Annotated in this window: 15 protein-coding genes; 10 read left to right on the top strand and 5 right to left on the bottom strand. The window is 64.5% G+C overall.

The window, feature by feature from the left end:
* Positions 1-495, bottom strand: a complete 495-nt coding sequence (locus E6B08_RS06440) for a DUF6231 family protein (protein ID WP_136913262.1) — start codon at positions 493-495, stop codon at positions 1-3.
* A 158-nt stretch (positions 496-653) separates the two neighbouring features.
* Here E6B08_RS06440 and E6B08_RS06445 point away from each other — a divergent pair, with 158 nt between their 5' ends.
* The 4 genes from E6B08_RS06445 (at position 654) to E6B08_RS06460 (ending at position 3,222) form a co-directional block, all read left to right on the top strand.
* Complete coding sequence (locus tag E6B08_RS06445) at positions 654-1,343, top strand: OmpA family protein (RefSeq protein ID WP_136913263.1); 690 nt, start codon at positions 654-656, stop codon at positions 1,341-1,343.
* A gap of 88 nt (positions 1,344-1,431) precedes the next feature.
* A complete protein-coding gene (locus E6B08_RS06450) occupies positions 1,432-2,145 on the top strand; it encodes an OmpA family protein (RefSeq protein ID WP_136913264.1) in 714 nt (237 codons plus the stop codon).
* Between the two features lie 50 nt (positions 2,146-2,195).
* Entirely contained in the window at positions 2,196-2,471 is a 276-nt protein-coding gene (locus E6B08_RS06455; protein ID WP_136913265.1) for a DUF1145 domain-containing protein, read from the top strand.
* Positions 2,464-3,222 carry a collagen-like protein gene (locus tag E6B08_RS06460; protein WP_136913266.1) on the top strand — a complete coding sequence of 253 codons (759 nt, stop codon included), beginning with the start codon at positions 2,464-2,466 and terminating at the stop codon, positions 3,220-3,222. The genes E6B08_RS06455 and E6B08_RS06460 overlap by 8 nt, the downstream gene beginning before the upstream one ends.
* A 42-nt stretch (positions 3,223-3,264) precedes the next feature.
* Here the strand turns inward: E6B08_RS06460 and E6B08_RS06465 are convergent, their stop codons facing one another.
* Positions 3,265-3,729: a CopD family protein gene (locus E6B08_RS06465; RefSeq protein ID WP_136913267.1), complete on the bottom strand. Its 465-nt coding sequence runs from the start codon at positions 3,727-3,729 to the stop codon at positions 3,265-3,267.
* A 98-nt stretch (positions 3,730-3,827) separates the two neighbouring features.
* On the opposite strand from E6B08_RS06465, the gene dinG reads away from it, so the two are divergent.
* From dinG to E6B08_RS06495, 6 genes are all read left to right on the top strand, one after another.
* On the top strand, positions 3,828-5,972 hold the full coding sequence (gene dinG / locus E6B08_RS06470) for an ATP-dependent DNA helicase DinG (RefSeq protein ID WP_136913268.1): 2,145 nt from the start codon (positions 3,828-3,830) through the stop codon (positions 5,970-5,972).
* 129 nt (positions 5,973-6,101) lie between these two features.
* Complete coding sequence (locus E6B08_RS06475; protein WP_136913269.1) at positions 6,102-8,339, top strand: beta-galactosidase; 2,238 nt, start codon at positions 6,102-6,104, stop codon at positions 8,337-8,339.
* Between the two features lie 167 nt (positions 8,340-8,506).
* The gene (locus E6B08_RS06480) at positions 8,507-9,652 is read left to right on the top strand and encodes a serine hydrolase domain-containing protein (protein WP_136913270.1); all 1,146 of its coding nucleotides are present in this window, start codon (positions 8,507-8,509) and stop codon (positions 9,650-9,652) included.
* 98 nt (positions 9,653-9,750) lie between these two features.
* The gene (locus E6B08_RS06485) at positions 9,751-10,761 is read left to right on the top strand and encodes an OmpA family protein (RefSeq protein ID WP_136913271.1); all 1,011 of its coding nucleotides are present in this window, start codon (positions 9,751-9,753) and stop codon (positions 10,759-10,761) included.
* An 18-nt stretch (positions 10,762-10,779) separates the two neighbouring features.
* Positions 10,780-11,427 carry a pyridoxamine 5'-phosphate oxidase gene (gene pdxH / locus E6B08_RS06490; RefSeq protein ID WP_136913272.1) on the top strand — a complete coding sequence of 216 codons (648 nt, stop codon included), beginning with the start codon at positions 10,780-10,782 and terminating at the stop codon, positions 11,425-11,427.
* A 186-nt stretch (positions 11,428-11,613) separates the two neighbouring features.
* Positions 11,614-12,078 (top strand): glycine zipper 2TM domain-containing protein, encoded by a 465-nt coding sequence (locus tag E6B08_RS06495; RefSeq protein ID WP_136913273.1) that lies wholly within the window; start codon positions 11,614-11,616, stop codon positions 12,076-12,078.
* An 873-nt stretch (positions 12,079-12,951) separates the two neighbouring features.
* On the opposite strand, the gene nhaA is transcribed toward E6B08_RS06495, so the two are convergent.
* The 3 genes from nhaA to E6B08_RS06510 all read right to left on the bottom strand — a co-directional run bounded on the left by nhaA (position 12,952) and on the right by E6B08_RS06510 (position 16,733).
* Positions 12,952-14,127, bottom strand: coding sequence for a Na+/H+ antiporter NhaA (gene nhaA / locus E6B08_RS06500; protein ID WP_136913274.1), 1,176 nt, complete (start codon positions 14,125-14,127; stop codon positions 12,952-12,954).
* A gap of 220 nt (positions 14,128-14,347) precedes the next feature.
* Complete coding sequence (locus E6B08_RS06505) at positions 14,348-15,955, bottom strand: NAD(P)/FAD-dependent oxidoreductase (protein WP_136913275.1); 1,608 nt, start codon at positions 15,953-15,955, stop codon at positions 14,348-14,350.
* A 103-nt stretch (positions 15,956-16,058) separates the two neighbouring features.
* The gene (locus tag E6B08_RS06510) at positions 16,059-16,733 is read right to left on the bottom strand and encodes a COG3650 family protein (protein ID WP_136913276.1); all 675 of its coding nucleotides are present in this window, start codon (positions 16,731-16,733) and stop codon (positions 16,059-16,061) included.
* Between the last annotated feature and the right edge of the window lie 51 nt (positions 16,734-16,784).

The following is a 16,784-nucleotide window of genomic DNA, read 5'->3' on the forward strand; positions in this document are numbered from 1 at the left end:
TCACCACCAATACTTGCCGAAGTTTTCAGGGTTGGCCCAGAACTTGGCGTTGAGCCAGTCCGGGACCTGCTTGTAATCGTGTAAATCATAGGTGAACAGGCTCAATTGCTGCTCGTCACGGCGAAATTTCTCGCTGGCCGACAGCGCCAGGGCAAAAAAGTCGGTGTCTTGCCAGCCGCACGCGGTCAGGTCGGCCAGTACCGCGACCCGGCTTGCATTGAGATTGCGGATGCCACCCAGCAGTTCAAGCCCGCTACGTTTGGGCAGATGCTCCAGGCAGTCGACCAGGATCGCCAGGTCGAAGCGTTGCGCCGCCACTTCGGCAGGGAGCGGGCCTGGCGCGGCGCTGACGATGTGCACGCCGGGGTGGGCCTGGGCGAAGGCGTCCAGGGCCGGGAAATGCGAGCCCACCAGCAACAGGCGGGTTGGAGTGAAGCGCTCCAGCAGGGCGGCCAGGGCTTGTTGCGGCGTGCGCTGGGAAAAACCGTCGGTCATTGCCAATCCTCGTTCAGGTGGCCCAAGACTAGCGGGGCTGGCGCGTGCGGGCAAAGGGCAACTGACCCTGTCGTGGCTTATTGCTGGCAGGGATCGATCACGCGGTCTTTACTGCCACTGATCGGCGTTATGTCGATTCCCCCTAGGAGACGCAACGAATGAGCATAGTACGCGCAGCGATACCTCTGGTCCTGCTCACCAGTGTGTTGACTGGTTGTGCAGGTTTGCAAAAAACCGACTGGCCGAAGTGTGCTGCCGTCGGGGGTGTAGGCGGTGCTGCCTTGGGCGCTATCGAAAGTTCCAGCTGGGCCGGTTGGGGAGCGCTGCTCGGCGGCGGCCTGGCGGCGGGTTACTGCTGGTCGCATGGCGATGGCGACGAGGACGGTGACGGCGTGCCGGACAGCCGCGACAAGTGCCCCGGCACCCCGCGCGGCGTGCAGGTCGATGCCAATGGTTGCCCGCCACCACCAGCACCGGTTGAAGAGGTCGTGGTCCAGAAGGAAGAAGTCATCGTCATCCGTGACGTGCGCTTCGAGTTCGATTCGGCGCGCCTGACCGCTGGCGACAAGGAACGCTTGAACACGGTCGCCACGCGCCTGAAACAGGAAGCCCCGAGCGCTCGGTTGAGTGTGACCGGCCACACCGACAGTGTCGGCTCCGACAGCTATAACCAGAAACTGTCCGAGCGTCGTGCCCACTCGGTGACCGATTACCTGGTCGAAAGTGGCGTGCCGCGCAGCAGCTTCATATCGGTCGTGGGTGCTGGCGAGACCCAGCCAGTGGCGGACAATGCCACCGAAGAAGGCCGCGCCATGAACCGTCGCACCGAGATCAAGATCCAGCGTTGACGGCGCGCGCCCGCGCCTTGAGAACTGGTGCGGGTGCGTCTTTAATCCTGTGTAGCCGGTAGCGGCCGGCCACACAGGAGCATTCATCATGAGTGTCATGTCGAAAGCGGCATTGCCGCTGCTGGTGGTCTGCGGCCTATTGACCGGTTGTGCGACCCACAGCGATGGCAGCGCGCCCCTCAATCAACGCAACTGGCCCATCTGCAGCCTGCTCGGCGGCCTGGTCGGTGGTGGCCTGGGCGCTATCGAGAGTTCCAGCTGGGCTGCCGGCGGCGGTGCCCTCGGTGCGATCGCCGGTGGCCTGATCTGCTTTGCCCAGGATGGTGACGAAGATGGCGACGGCGTCTTCGACCGCCGCGACCGCTGCGCCGATACCCCGGCCAACACCCCGGTCGACCACATGGGGTGCCCGTTGCCGCAGTACCCGCCTTCCCAGCCCGCGCCAGAGCCCAAAGCCGAGGTGATCACCCTCGACGACCAGGGACAGGTGATGTTCGCCTTCAACTCCGCCGAGTTGACGCCGGGCAGCGAGCAACGTCTGCAAAGCCTGCTGCCGCGCTTGCAGGAACTGGGCGTGACGCGCATCAGGGTGGTCGGTCATACCGACAGCGTCGGGTCCGACAGCTACAACCAGGCACTGTCCGAGCGTCGGGCCAGCAGCGTCGCGCAGTACCTCATCAGCCAGGGGCTGGCTCCGGACAAGGTGACCAGCCAGGGCCGCGGGGAAAGCGAGCCGATCGCCGACAACGACACCGAAGAAGGACGGGCGCACAACCGTCGGGTCGACCTGCACCTGAACTGAAGCGAGGCGCCTGCGTGACCGTCTGACAACGAACGAAAGGGAGGTAGGACATGGCGTTCATCCTTGGGCTGGGCAAGGCTTTGACCGTAGCGTTCTGGTGGGTGGTGCTGGCGAACTGGCTGATGCCGCAACCGCTGCCGTTCAATCTGCTGATCAATGCCGCCGGTATCGCGCTGCTGGGCCTGCACCTGCTCGAAGTACTGTGCTTCAATGGCAGCCTGCGTGGCCGCAGCCATCGCTGGTTCGACCGTCTGCAAATCCTGCTGACGGGTATTTTCCATGTCATGTCCATTCCCCGACCGCAGGAGGCGCCGAGTCGTGCGTAAATTGATGTTGTTGGCCGCATTGGCCGCTCCGCTGGCCCAGGCCGATAGCCTGGACGTTGCCGCCAACTCGATGCTGCGCCTGCCGAACAAGTCGGCCAGCGTGCATCTCGAGCACCTGCGTGTGGATGATTCGGCCACCCTGCTGTTGCCTGCCACGCTCACCGAGCTGCGTATCGACCACCTCGAACTGGGGCAGAATGCCCGGATCGCCATCGCCCCCTCGGACAGCCCACTGCTGATCGAGGCACGCTCCGCCCGCTTGGGCCCAGGCAGCGAATTCAGCGCCCCCGGCGCGCCGGGCAGCTATGAGCGCGCCGCCCGGTCGGGGCGCAACCTCGACCTGAAGCTCGATGAACTCGATGCCGAGCGGCTGGCGATCGACGCTCGTGGCGGCGCTGGCGCCCCTGGGTACGTCGGCCTCGATGGTGCCAATGGCCAAGCCGGCGGCTGCACCTGGGGCCAGGCCAGCCGAGGCGCCAATGGCGACGATGGGGGTAACGGACACGATGGCGCACCTGGCGGGCGAGTCCGCCTGAGCGTGCCACAGGGCTTTGCCGAGGAACGTATCGTGGTGCGTCTGGATGGCGGCGCAGCAGGCAAGGCCGGTGCCGCCGGCAAGGCGGGCAAGGGTGGTGCTAGCAAGGGCTGCCTGGTGTACCGCACCGATGCCGGTGCCAATGGTCGGCCAGGGCAAGCAGGCCAGCCTGGCCTGGCTGGCGCGGCCGGGGAACTGATCCTGCAACGTCTCTGATCGCGGTGCAGGCCCCGCTGCGTTTGCCTGGGGCGGGCGCGCTCAGAGCATGATACGGGAGCTTGCCACTGCGACCACGGCAAGCCCCAGCAACAGGTTGATGCCGACCATACGGCGGATCCGGCCAAGCACTGCGGCACCCGTGGCCCAGTCTTCATCCTGCACTGCGGTTTTCAGCTCAGGCAACAGCAAGGCCTGGATACGCATGAACAACGCGAACATGACGATGCCACCGCCGATCATCACCTGCACATAGCGTGGCGCGGTCTCGAAGCCCGTGAAGCGCATGTGCAACATGCCGATACCACTTATCGCCAAAATGACCACGGCCAACCAGACCCAGCCGAAGAAACGTCGGAAAACTTCCACCCAAAGGCGCAACCGGGCAGGCCCCTCCAGGGCTGCAACCGTGGCCGGACGCAGTACCAGCCAGGCGAAGAACATGCCGCCAACCCATACCAGGGCGGCCAGGACATGCAGTGTGTAGGGCAGGGCAAAGGCGAGCATCCGGATCTCCATGCGGCATAAAGGGCAATAGCGGGGTATGATAGCCGCCCCATGCGAAACACTGAAAATATATCCAGCCCTCCGGGCGCCTGCAGACTATGATCAGCAACGAACTCAAAGCCACCATCCAGGGCGCCTACTCGCGTTTTCTCGAAGCCAAGAGCCTCAAGCCGCGCTATGGCCAGCGCCTGATGATCGCCGAAGTCGCCAAGGTGCTTGGCGACATCGCGTGCGACGACGAGGGTCGCCGTGCCGGCGAGCCTGCCGTGGTGGCAGTCGAGGCGGGCACCGGTACCGGCAAGACGGTCGCCTACAGCCTGGCGGCCATCCCCGCCGCCAAGGCCGCCGGCAAGCGCCTGGTGATCGCCACCGCCACCGTCGCCCTGCAGGAGCAGATCGTCTTCAAGGACCTGCCCGACCTGATGCGCAGCAGCGGCCTCAATTTCAGCTTTTCCCTGGCCAAGGGGCGCGGTCGCTACCTGTGCCTGTCCAAGCTCGACGTCCTGTTGCAGGAGGGCCACGCGCAGTCCGCCACGGCCCAGCTGTTCGAGGAAGAAGGCTTTCACATCGAGGTCGACGAGCGAAGCCAGAAGCTGTTCAACAGCATGATCGAGAAGCTCGCCGGCAACCGTTGGGACGGTGACCGCGACAGCTGGCCCGAGGCCCTGGAAGACCAGGACTGGGCACGCCTGACCACTGACCACAGCCAATGCACCGGGCGCCACTGCCCGAACTTCCAGCAGTGCGTGTTCTACAAGGCGCGCGAAGGCATGGGCAAGGTCGATGTGATCGTCACCAACCACGACATGGTCCTGGCCGACCTGGCCCTGGGCGGCGGCGCGGTGCTGCCCGATCCGCGCGACACCATCTATGTGTTCGACGAAGGCCACCATCTGCCAGACAAGGCCATTGGCCATTTCGCTCACTATTCGCGCCTGCGCTCCACCGCCGACTGGCTCGAGCAGACCGCCAAGAACCTGACCAAACTGCTGGCCCAGCATCCGCTGCCCGGCGACCTGGGCAAGTTGATCGAACAGGTGCCGGAGCTGGCGCGCGAGGTGCGCACCCAGCAGCAGTTCATGTTCACCCTGTGCGAGCAGGTTGCCGACTTCCGCCCAGGCGAGGACACCGAAGGCCGTGAGCGCCCGCGTTATCGCTTCGAGGGGGGTGTGGTGCCGGAGCAGATGCGCGAGGTGGGCATCGAGTTGAAGAAGGGCTTTGCCCGGCTCAACGATCTGTTCACGCGCCTTGCCGACCTGCTCAAGGAAGGCATGGATGGCGAGGTCAACATCGGCATCGCCAGCCACCAGGCCGAGGAATGGTACCCGTTGTTCGGCAGCCTGGTGACTCGCGCCCAGGGCAACTGGGAGCTGTGGACCGCCTTTACCGCCGAAGACCCGGAAGACAGCCCGCCGATGGCGCGTTGGTTGACCCTGGCCGAGACGGGTGCGCTGTTCGACATCGAAGTCAATGCCAGCCCCATTCTGGCCGCCGAAATGCTCCGACGCAGCCTGTGGAGCGTTGCCCATGGAGCCTTGGTCACCTCGGCAACGCTCACTGCCCTGGGCAAGTTCGACCGTTTCCGCATGCGCTCGGGGCTGCCCCGCGATGCCGTGACCTGCGTGGTACCCAGCCCCTTCGTGCATGGCGATGCCGGCCTGCTGCGGGTCCCCGACCTCAAGGCCGACCCGCGCGATGCGACCGCGCACACCGCGGCGATCATCCGCGAACTGCCGCAGATCGTCGAGGAGGCCCGCGGCGCGCTGGTGCTGTTCTCCTCGCGTAAACAAATGCAGGATGTGTTCGATGGTCTGGACCGTGACTGGCGCAAGCTGGTGCTGATCCAGGGCAACCTGTCCAAGCAGGAAACCCTCAACAAGCACAAGGCGCGGGTCGACGACGGTCAGCACAGTGTGCTGTTCGGCCTGGCCAGTTTTGCCGAGGGTGTCGACCTGCCCGGGGCATATTGCGAGCACGTGGTCATCGCCAAGATCCCCTTCGCCGTGCCGGACGATCCGGTCGAGGCGGCTTTGGCCGAGTGGATCGAAGCGCGTGGCGGTAACCCGTTCATGGAAATCGCCGTGCCCGATGCTTCACTGCGCCTGATCCAGGCCTGTGGTCGCCTGTTGCGTACGGAGCAGGACCGCGGCGTCATCACCTTGCTCGACCGGCGTCTGGTCACTCAACGCTACGGCAAGGCTATTCTCAACGCGCTGCCGCCGTTCCGGCGGGAAATCAGCTGACGCCCGGAGCTTGTGTGCCGGTGCGTTGTCCATCACTCAATCGTGCGCCTTGATGGATTGCAGGGGCGGTAGTCGAACCGCCCCATTGCGCGACACGATCCCAGGCCCTGGAAGGAGAACCTCAGCCCCATGATCCGCCGCACCCTGCCATTGCTAGTCAGCTTGTTGTTCAGCATGCCGCTGCTGGCAGCGAATCAGATGCTGTTCAGCTTCGTGCGCCCGGCCTCGGTGGTCGAGGTGGCGACCGACAATGCCGGCATGCCGCAGTACAACGCCGAGCAGACGGCCGAAGGCGAGGTGTTGCGGCGGGTGGTATTCAACCCGGTGGAACGACCGACCCTGCGCCTCAGCCCCCAACAGGGCGCCTGGGACTGGTCGGGCGGGCAGTTTCTCACCTTGCGCCTGCAAAGCGGCATGGACTGGGCGCTGACCGTGGATGTCACGGTGCAGAGCAGCGATGGTCGCAGCCTGACCAGCCGTGTCGATCTACCGGCGGGGCCGGCACAGACGGTCATGGTGCCGCTCAAGGCTACTTCGCCGCTGAGCCAGGGTATGCGTGCTGGGCCGCCGATGCCCTGGGTCCATGAAGGCCAACGCCTGCTGCTGGCCAGCAGTGCCGGGGAAATCGACCTCAAGCAGGTGGTGGCGGTCAGCCTGAGTATCCCCAAGCCCAAGGTGGCACAGAGCCTACTGATCGAAAAGGTCGGGGTACAGGATGACGACCTGGCCTACAAGGCAGCCTATCAAGGGCTGATCGACGGCTACGGCCAGTCCACCCGCGCCCGCTGGCCAGAAAAGATCGTCAACGACGAGCAACTCAAGGCCGCCGACAGCCGTGAACAGCAGCAGCTCAAGGCTTGGCTGGCCGAGCGCGGCAAGCAGCAGCTGGATACCTACGGTGGCTTCGTCGCGGGGCCTGCGTTCGAGGCCAAGGGTTTTTTCCGCACCGAAAAGCGTGATGGCCGTTGGTATCTGGTCACTCCCGAGGGGCACCCGTTCTATTCCCTGGGCGTCAACGCCGTGACCGCCAGCGATGGCCGCACCTACGTCACGGGCCGTGAGGCCATGTTCCAGAACCTGCCGGGTGAAGGCGATGCCCAGTCTGCCTTCTATGGCGACGGCAACAACGACGACGGCAACGCTTCGTCCCAGGGGCGTGGCTTCAAGCAGGGCCGCTGGTTCGACTTCTACGCCGCCAACCTTCAGCGCACCTATGGCAAGCCTTGTTCGGCCAATTCCCCGGAGCAGCCGCCTGTGGCCTGCCCGCCTTTGGCGCTGGACGCCGCACGCTGGCAGGGCCACACGCTGGACCGCCTGCAGGCCTGGGGCTTCAACACCTTGGGTAACTGGAGCGATCCGGCGCTGGGCCTGGCCCAGCGCATGGCCTATACCCTGCCACTGTCGATCGTCGGCGATTACGCCAGCATCAGTACCGGCATGGACTGGTGGGGCCGTATGCCCGATCCGTTCGACCCGCGCTTCGCCATGGCCACCGAACGGGCCGTGGCCATCGCTGCGCGCGACCATCGTGACGACCCCTGGCTGATCGGCTACTTTGCCGACAACGAACTGGCCTGGGCGGCGCCCGGCGACGCTCCACAGGCACGCTATGGGCTGGCCTACGGCACGTTGCGGCTGACCACCGACGTACCTGCCAAGCGCGCGTTCCTCAAGCAACTGCGCGACAAGTACCGCAACCAGGAAGGCCTGTCCAAGGCCTGGGGCATTGATCTCAAGGCCTGGGAATTGATGGAGGACCCAGGCTTCGAGGCACCTCTGCCCGATCCGGAGCACCCTGAGATCGAGCGCGACTTCCAGCACTTCCAGCAGGTGTTCGCCGAGACCTACTTCAAGACCATCTCCGATGCGCTGAAATGGCATGCGCCCAATCACCTGCTGCTGGGCGGCCGCTATGCCGTGAACACCCCGGAAGCGGTCAAGGCCTGCGCCGAATTCTGCGATGTGCTGAGTTTCAACTTCTATACGCTCAAGCCCGAGGACGGCTACGACTTCGCTCGCCTGGCCGAACTGGACAAGCCGGTGCTGGTGAGCGAGTTCCAGTTCGGGTCGCGCGACCGCGGGCCGTTCTGGCCAGGGCCGCTGGAAGTCGCGCGGGAGGAGGACCGTGGGCCGGCCTATGGCAACTTCCTCAAAGCCGCGCTGGCCCAGCCGATGATCGTTGGCGCGCACTGGTTCCAGTACCTCGACCAACCGGCCAGCGGGCGCTTGCTCGATGGCGAGAACGGCCACCTGGGGCTGGTGGCGATCACCGACGTGCCTTATTCGGGCTTCATCGATGCAGTGCGCAAGGTCAATCAGCAGACCATCGGTCAGTTGCGCGCCCAGCTGGCAAAACCGGCACCTTGAGCCCGCGGCCCGTCCCGTCGGCATGACGAGACGGGTTCGGGCCGGAAAAAGCACTCGCCCTTGGGAACTTTTTCCTTACGACCTTCTAGCTAGACCCAGTTTGCAAACGCCTCAACTACTGAAACAATGCATGCCTTTGCCAGCAAGGTCGGATGGAGTAAAGGCGGGTGCAGATCCAGGGTCACTATGAGCTGAAGTTCGAGGCGGTGCGCGATGCATTCGCCGAGCTGTTCGACGATCCGCAGGAGCGTGGCGCAGCGTTATGCATCCAGGTCGGCGGCGAGACCGTGATCGACCTATGGGCCGGCAGCGCCGACAAGGACGGTCATCAGGCCTGGCACAGCGACACCATCGCCAATCTGTTCTCCTGCACCAAGACCTTCGCCGCAGTCACTGCGCTGCAACTGGTCGGCGAGGGCAAGCTGGCGCTGGATGCGCCTGTCACCCGTTATTGGCCAGAATTCGCTCAGGCGGGCAAACAGTCCATCACCCTGCGCCAGTTGCTCAGCCATCGTGCCGGTTTGCCGGCCATTCGTGAGTTGCTGCCCGCCGAAGCCCTGTACGACTGGCAAACCATGGTCGATGCACTGGCCGCGGAAACGCCCTGGTGGACGCCGGGCAGCGAACACGGCTATGCGGCGATCACCTATGGCTGGCTGATCGGTGAGCTGATCCGCCGCGCCGATGGCCGTGGTCCCGGCGACTCGATCGTGGCCCGTACCGCGAGGCCCCTGGGCCTGGACTTCCACGTCGGCCTGGCGGACGAAGAGTTTCATCGCGTGGCACATATCGCCCGCGGCAAGGGCAACCCCGGCGATGCGGCGGCGCAGCGCCTGCTGCAGGTGACCATGCGTGAGCCCGAAGCCTTGTCGACCCGCGCGTTCACCAACCCTCCGGCAATTCTCACCAGCACCAACAAGCCCGAGTGGCGACGCATGCAACAGCCTGCGGCCAACGGCCATGGCAACGCCCGTAGCCTGGCGGGCTTCTATGCCGGCCTGCTGGACGGCAGCCTGCTCGAGTCCGAGTTGCTCGATGAGCTGACCCGCGAACACAGTTTCGGCCGGGACCGGACCTTGCTGACCCAGACTCGCTTTGGCCTGGGCTGCATGCTCGATCAGCCAGAAGTCGCCAATGCCACGTTCGGCCTCGGCGCCCGCGCATTCGGGCATCCGGGGGCAGGTGGCTCGGTCGGTTTTGCCGACCCGGAACATGACGTCGCTTTCGGTTTCGTCGTCAACACACTCGGCCCCTACGTGTTGATGGACCCCAGGGCGCAAAAGCTGGTGCGTGTACTTGGCAGTTGCCTTTGATCGGGTAATGCGGGTATTGGCCGGATCCTTTGACTATCCTCAATGCCAACGCCTCAATGCGCGGGCAAAATTCCTTTAATTTTCATGGTGTATCGCTGATGTCTTCACACAAAACTTTAGCACTCGCTCTGTGCATGGCCGCCATGACCGGTTGCGCCAGCCATTCTCAGGATGCTTCCAAGGAGGGCGGCCTGAGCTGGTGGCCATTTGGTTCGGACCAGGTGGCCGACCAGGAAGTGAAGGCAGCCGTGACCGAAAAGGTGGCTAAGTCAGAGGCCAAGTCCGAAGCCAAGGCTGAAAGCGGTGCCCGCTGGTGGTGGCCTTTCGGCGGTGACGACAAACAGGCCAAGGCGGCAGCGGTGCCGAAGATCGACCAGAAAGCCACCCAGGCCTGGCTCGACGAGTACGAACCCAAGGTGCGTGAAGCCATCAAGGACAGCAAGCTGGAGCTGGAGCGCCGTGACAACGTGCTGGCGGTGACCCTGCCGGTGGACGGGTCCTACAACCCGGATCGGCCGAACATGCTGCTGCCACTGAGCCTGGGCCCGATCACCCGTGTGGCCAAGACCGTCGAGGGCGATAACAAGACTGCCGTGCTGATCCTCGGCCATGCCGACAGCAGTGGCGTCAACGCCGCTAACCAGAAGCTCAGCCTGGAGCGTGCCGCCTCGGTCTCGGCCATTTTCCGCCTCAGCGGCCTGCAACGTGATCGCCTGATGCTCAAGGGCATGGGCTCTGAAATGCCGCGTGCTGCCAACGATAGTGCCGAAGGCCGGGCGTTGAACCGCCGCGTGGAAATGCTCCTGACCCCGCAGAACACCATGATCGCGCTGCTGGCGAAGTACCAGACGCCTGGTTCGTCCGCTGCCGCCTCGATGGTCGCGGCGCAGACCGTTCAGGCGCCGGCTGCCAAGGCTGCCGAGGGCAAGGCCAGCGTCAAGGCCGCAGCCAAGCCTGCCGCCAAGCCGGCTGCGAAGAAAACCGTCGCCAAGTCCAAGGCGCCGGCCAAGACCGCAGCCAAGAAGAAGGCCGCTCCGGCCAAGGCAGCGACCAAGAAGGCCGCCACCGACAACAAGGTAGCCGCCAACACCCCCGCCAAGAGCAACTGATTTTCAAGGACCTGAGCCATGACTCAATCCCTGGCCGATATGCGCCGCGACTACACCCGTGACGGCCTGGCAGAAGCCCAGGCCCCGGGCGAGCCGTTCGCCCTGTTCCAACAGTGGTTCGCTGACGCGGTGAAGACCGAGCAGCCACCGGTGGAGGCCAATGCCATGACCCTGGCCACTGTCGACGGCCAGGGGCGACCGCACTGCCGGGTGTTGTTGCTCAAGGGGCTCGACGAGCGTGGCTTCACCTTCTTCACCAACTACGACAGCGCCAAGGGCCAGCAACTGCTGGCCAACCCCTTCGCCGCCATGACGTTTTTCTGGCCGGCGCTGGAGCGTCAGGTGCGCATCGAGGGACGGGTGGAAAAGGTCACGGCCAAGGAGTCGGACGATTACTACCAGGTGCGCCCCTTGGGTAGCCGCCTGGGCGCCTGGGCGTCGCCGCAGAGCCGGGTGATTGCCGATCGCGAGGAGCTCCAGCGGCTGGTCAAGGCCACCGAGGCACGCTTCAGCGATACCCAACCGCATTGCCCCGAACACTGGGGCGGCTACCGCCTGCTGCCCGAGCGCATCGAGTTCTGGCAAGGTCGGGCGAGCCGTTTGCACGATCGCCTGAACTACCGGATGGTCGACGCCAGTTGGCTTCGCGAGCGCCTCGCTCCCTGACACCAGCCTTCCAGGCGTTCGAGATGGTGCAATCTGCGACTATCCTTGGTCCAAGGCTGCAGGTAACCGGTACGGCCCAGGCTGGGCTGTACTGGAGCTGAATGAAACTGAAATTGTTACGTATGTCTCGTGACACCCGGCTGGCCGCGGCGTCTAATGGACACCTGACTCAAGGAGATTTCCCCTATGCGTAAATCCGCTTTGCTGGTGGCGAGCTTCACTGCCATGTCGCTGTTGCTGGGTGGCTGTGCTTCGAACCTGTCTGGCGACAGCTACTCCCGTGATGAGGCCCGTCGCGTGCAGACCGTGCGCATGGGCACCATCGAATCCCTGCGCCCGGTGAAGATCGAAGGCACCAAGACTCCGATCGGCGGCGGCGCCGGTGCCGTTGTCGGTGGTGTGGCGGGTAGTGCCATAGGTGGCGGTCGCGGCAGTATCGTGGCGGCAGTCATCGGTGCCGTTGCCGGTGGCCTGGCAGGTTCCGCTGCTGAAGAAGGCCTGACCCGTACCCAGGGCGTCGAGATCACCGTGCGTGAGGATGACGGCAGCATGCGTGCCTATGTCCAGGCGGTACAGGAGAACGAAATCTTCCGTGTTGGTGATCGCGTACGCATCATGACCGTCGATGGCACCAGCCGCGTCGCTCACTGATCGCGGTAGGGCTTCGAAGAACCCCGACTGGTGTGGCTAGTCGGGGTTTTTTATTGGTTCTTCAGGGAGTGTCGGGGGGGCTGGTTTGGCCTTGAGGCTGGGAACGGTCCAGTTTGTGTAGCGGCGCTAGCGGCCCCTTCCGCCTTTACGGCGGGCTCCTTTGTTCTTGGACAAAGGAGCGCAAAACCGCCTGCTCCCACATACGGCCCCTACGCTGCGCTTCGGGGTTCCCTCGCTCCGGCGGCTTGCGGGCCCGCGCGGCCTACGACTTGCTCCGCAAGTCTACATCTCGCGCCTCCGGCTACGCCGGAGGGTGCTGCGCACCTGGCCCTCCAGCCACCTACGCTCGGCCTCCTGAGGTCGCGGGTAGATCAAGATCAAGATCAACAGCCAGAGCAAGATCAACAGCCAGAGCAACGGCAGGCGAATCGCTGCGCTCTCGCGGTTTACCTATCGCTTTGTGTTGTAGCGGATAGCGCGGTGTCTCTTTCGAAGATAACGCCAGTGCAGGCGCCGCCGCTAACTTCGCGACGTCAGGAGGCCGAGCGTAGGCGCCTGTAGGGCCAGGTGCGCAGCACCCTTCGGCGTAGCCGAAGGCGCGAGATGTAGACTTGCGGAGCAAGTCGTAGGCCGCGCGGGCCCGGAAGGCGCCGAAGCGAGGGGACCCGTAGCGCAGCGGAGGGCCGGATGCAGGAGCGAGCGGTTTTGCGCTCCTTTGTCCAAGAACAAAGGAGCCCGCCGTAAAGGCGGAAGGGGCCAGTAGCGCCGCTACACACAATGGATCAGCTCACGATCTAAATGCCAAGCCAAGCCAAGCCAAGCCAAGCCAACTTCCCGACAATCCGTGAAGAACCTTTTATTCTGCCGGCTCAATCATTCTGCACTGCGCTTACGACTGGCCATCGCAGTGACCCCGTAACCGATCAGTGCGGCAAAGAACGAGCCGCTAAGAATCCCCATTCGGTCCATGCCGGCATACTCACTGCTGCCAGGTACGAAGGCCAACGAGCCGACGAACAGGCTCATGGTGAAGCCAATGCCGCAGAGAATCGCCACCCCCAGCAACTGCCCCCAGCTGGCGCCACTGGGCAGTGCTGCCAACTGCAATTTCACCGCCAGCCAGGTCAAGCCAAACACCCCTACGGTCTTGCCTAGCAGCAGGCCCACGGCAATGCCCATCGGCACAGGGTGGGTGAAGCTGTCCAGGCTTATGCCGGCCAGCGACACACCGGCGTTGGCGAAGGCGAACAACGGCAGGATGGCGTAGGCCACCCAGGGTTGCAGGGCAAGCTCCAAGGCCAGCAGCGGCGAGGCTTCGGCATGGCGGGTGCGCAGCGGAATGCACAAAGCCAGGGCAACGCCGGCCAAGGTGGCGTGCACGCCGCTCTTGAGCACGCACACCCAGAGAATCAGGCCGACCACCAGGTACGGGCCGAGCTTGGTCACGCCAAGCCGGTTCATGGTCAGCAGCACGATCAGGCAGGCAGCGGCCAGTACCAGCGACACGCTCGACAGGGTGCCGGAGTAGAACAGGGCGATGACGATGATCGCTCCCAGGTCGTCGATGATCGCCAAGGTCATCAGGAACAACTTCAGCGATACCGGTACCCGTTTGCCGAGCAACGCCAACACGCCAAGGGCGAAGGCGATGTCGGTGGCCATGGGAATGGCCCATCCGGCTACCGCCGCCGGGTTGTCACGATTGATCGACCAATAGATCAGCGCCGGTACCACCATGCCGCCGATGGCAGCCGTGGCGGGCAGGATGACCTGCGAGGGCTTGGACAACTGGCCATCCACTACCTCGCGCTTCACCTCCAGGCCGATGAGCAGGAAGAACAGGGCCATCAGGCCGTCGTTGATCCACAGCAGCGAGGGCTTGGCGATTTCCAGTGCTCCGACCTGCACGGCAACCGGAACATCGAGCAGGACGCTATAGACGTGGGACAGCGGTGAGTTGTTGATGACCAGCGCCAGAATCGCCGCAGCGATCAGCAGCAGGCCGCTGGCGGCTTCCAGTTGGAAGAAGCGGGTGAGGAGCCTACGCACGGGCTATATGCTCTCCATGAGTGAGTGGGCAGGTCGGGTCAGGCCTGAGGCAAGCCTAGATGCTGTTGGCGGGAGAGGGGGAGGAGAGTTCTAAAAGTGGGGTGGGAATTTACACATGTTGTCGACGGCCCTATCGCCAGCAGGCCGGCTCCCACAACGATCGCATCGTACCTGTAGGAGCCGGCTTGCCGGCGATGGGGCCAGTAGCCGCAACGTCGATTTACAACCCGAGCATGTCCCGCGCCACTGCCTCGGCAATGCGAATGCCATCGACACCGGCCGAGAGGATGCCGCCGGCATAGCCAGCCCCTTCACCCGCCGGGAACAGCCCCTTGAGGTTGAGGCTCTGGTAATCCGCGCCACGGGTGATACGCAGTGGCGAGGAGGTACGCGTCTCGATGCCGGTCAGCACCGCGTCGTGCAGGTTATAGCCCTTGATCTGGCGATCGAACGCGGGCAGCGCTTCGCGGATCGCCTCGATGGCGAAATCCGGAAGGCTCGGCGCCAGGTCACCCAGGGTCACCCCCGGCTTGTACGAAGGCTCGACGCTGCCCAGCGCGGTGGACGGCTTGCCTGCAACGAAGTCGCCGACCAGCTGCGCCGGTGCCTGGTAGTTGCTGCCACCCATGACGTAGGCGTGGGCTTCGAGGCGCTCCTGCAGTTCGATCCCTGCCAATGGACCGCCTGGGTAATCGCGCTCCGGATCGATGCCGACGACGATGCCGGAGTTGGCGTTGCGCTCGTTACGCGAATACTGGCTCATGCCGTTGGTGACCACCCGACCAGGCTCGCTGGTGGCCGCAACCACGGTGCCGCCCGGGCACATGCAGAAGCTGTAGACCGAACGACCGTTCTTGGCGTGGTACACCAGCTTGTAGTCGGCTGCGCCCAGTTTCGGGTGGCCGGCGTATTTGCCCAGGCGCGCCTTGTCGATCAATGTCTGCGGGTGCTCGATGCGGAAACCGACCGAGAATGGCTTGGCTTCCATGTACACGCCCTTGGCATGGAGCATGCGGAACGTGTCGCGGGCACTGTGGCCCAGGGCCAGGACCACATGGCGGGAATGCAATTGCTCGCCACTTTCCAGGACCACGCCAGTCAGTTGGTCGTCTTCGACCAGCAGGTCGGTGACCTTCTCCTGGAAGCGCACTTCGGCCCCCAGGGCGATCATGTCCTGGCGCATCTGCTCGACCATGCCCGTCAGGCGGAAGGTACCGATGTGCGGCTTGTTGATGTAGAGGATCTCGTCCGGCGCACCAGCCTTGACGAACTCCTCGAGCACCTTGCGACCATGGTGCTGCGGGTCCTTGATCTGGCTGTACAGCTTGCCGTCGGAGAAGGTACCGGCACCGCCCTCGCCGAACTGCACGTTGGACTCGGGGTTGAGCACGCTCTTGCGCCACAGACCCCAGGTGTCCTTGGTGCGCTGGCGCACCTCCTTGCCACGTTCGAGGATGATCGGCTTGAAGCCCATCTGCGCCAGCAGCAGCCCGGCGAAGATGCCGCACGGGCCGAAACCGACCACGATCGGGCGCTCCTGCAGGTTTTCAGGGGCCTGGCCGACGAACTGGTAGCGTGTGTCCGGGGCAACGCCGATGTTGCGATCGCCTTCGAACTTGCGCAGCAGTTCCGCTTCGTTACTGGTCTCGAGGTCGATGGTGTAGATGAACAGCAGCTCGCTGTTCTTCTTGCGCGCATCGTAGCTGCGCTTGAACAGGGTGAAACCGAGCAGTTGCTCGTCGCTGATGCCCAGGCGCTCCACGATGGCCTCGCGCAGCGCTTCGTCGGGATGATCCAGGGGCAGCTTCAGTTCGGTGATTCGTAGCATGGCAGGGTCCAGTATCCCGGCCATGGGCGGCCGGCGGCTTTACACAAACCGCCAAGTATAAGCTGTTCGCCGCCCCTACTGGCAGGATAAAAGCGCCCGGCGATCAGTTGTCGCGCGCGCCACCGTAGTAGCCGCAGCCTTGCAGGGTCTGCCCGTCGATGCGCAGTTCGGCACGCAGGTGGTTGATCGCGCCGCTGGCGCTGTCGACGCAGCGCTGCGGGGCGACCCACAGTTCCACGCGCTCGCCGTTGGCTTCGCTGGACAGGGTCAGGCCACCGCCGGGGATTTCTTCTTCGAGGAACGGCAGGGGCAATGGGTCTTTGCCGGGACGTTCGATGACCATCCCGCGGCCGCTGGCTTTTACCGCCCAGAACGGCTCGTTGCCGCTGGCACGCAGGGTCAGCTGCTTGAAGTTGGGGTCGTCACAGGCCTGTGGCGAGGGCGTCAGGCGGTACAGTGCGCGGACGTCGAGCTGGCCGTCGGTAGTGGCCTGCTTGCTGCCGGTAAGGCGCCCACGCACGTCGGCGAACAGCTTGGCGTTGGCGTCCGTGGCGAGGTTGGCGGCTTCCTGGAGGATGCCGGTGCCGGCTGCATCGTTGATCACGAATTGGCGGCTTTCGTGGCACGGTTTGAACAGCAGCTGGCCGCCCCCGGCGCTCAGTTCGCCCTGCATGCGCGTGGTGCCGATGTTCGGGTCGCTGGGCGTGTCCGCCAGCATCTGGCAGCCGCCGAACAGGGGCAGGGCCGCGGCAAGCAGCAGGGAAGGGGTGAGGCGCATGGTGGGCTCCGGCAATCTGTTGCGAAAGAGCTGGCCACGTTACTCAGGCTG

The organism is Pseudomonas putida, assembly GCF_005080685.1.
Lineage (GTDB): Bacteria > Pseudomonadota > Gammaproteobacteria > Pseudomonadales > Pseudomonadaceae > Aquipseudomonas > Aquipseudomonas putida_V.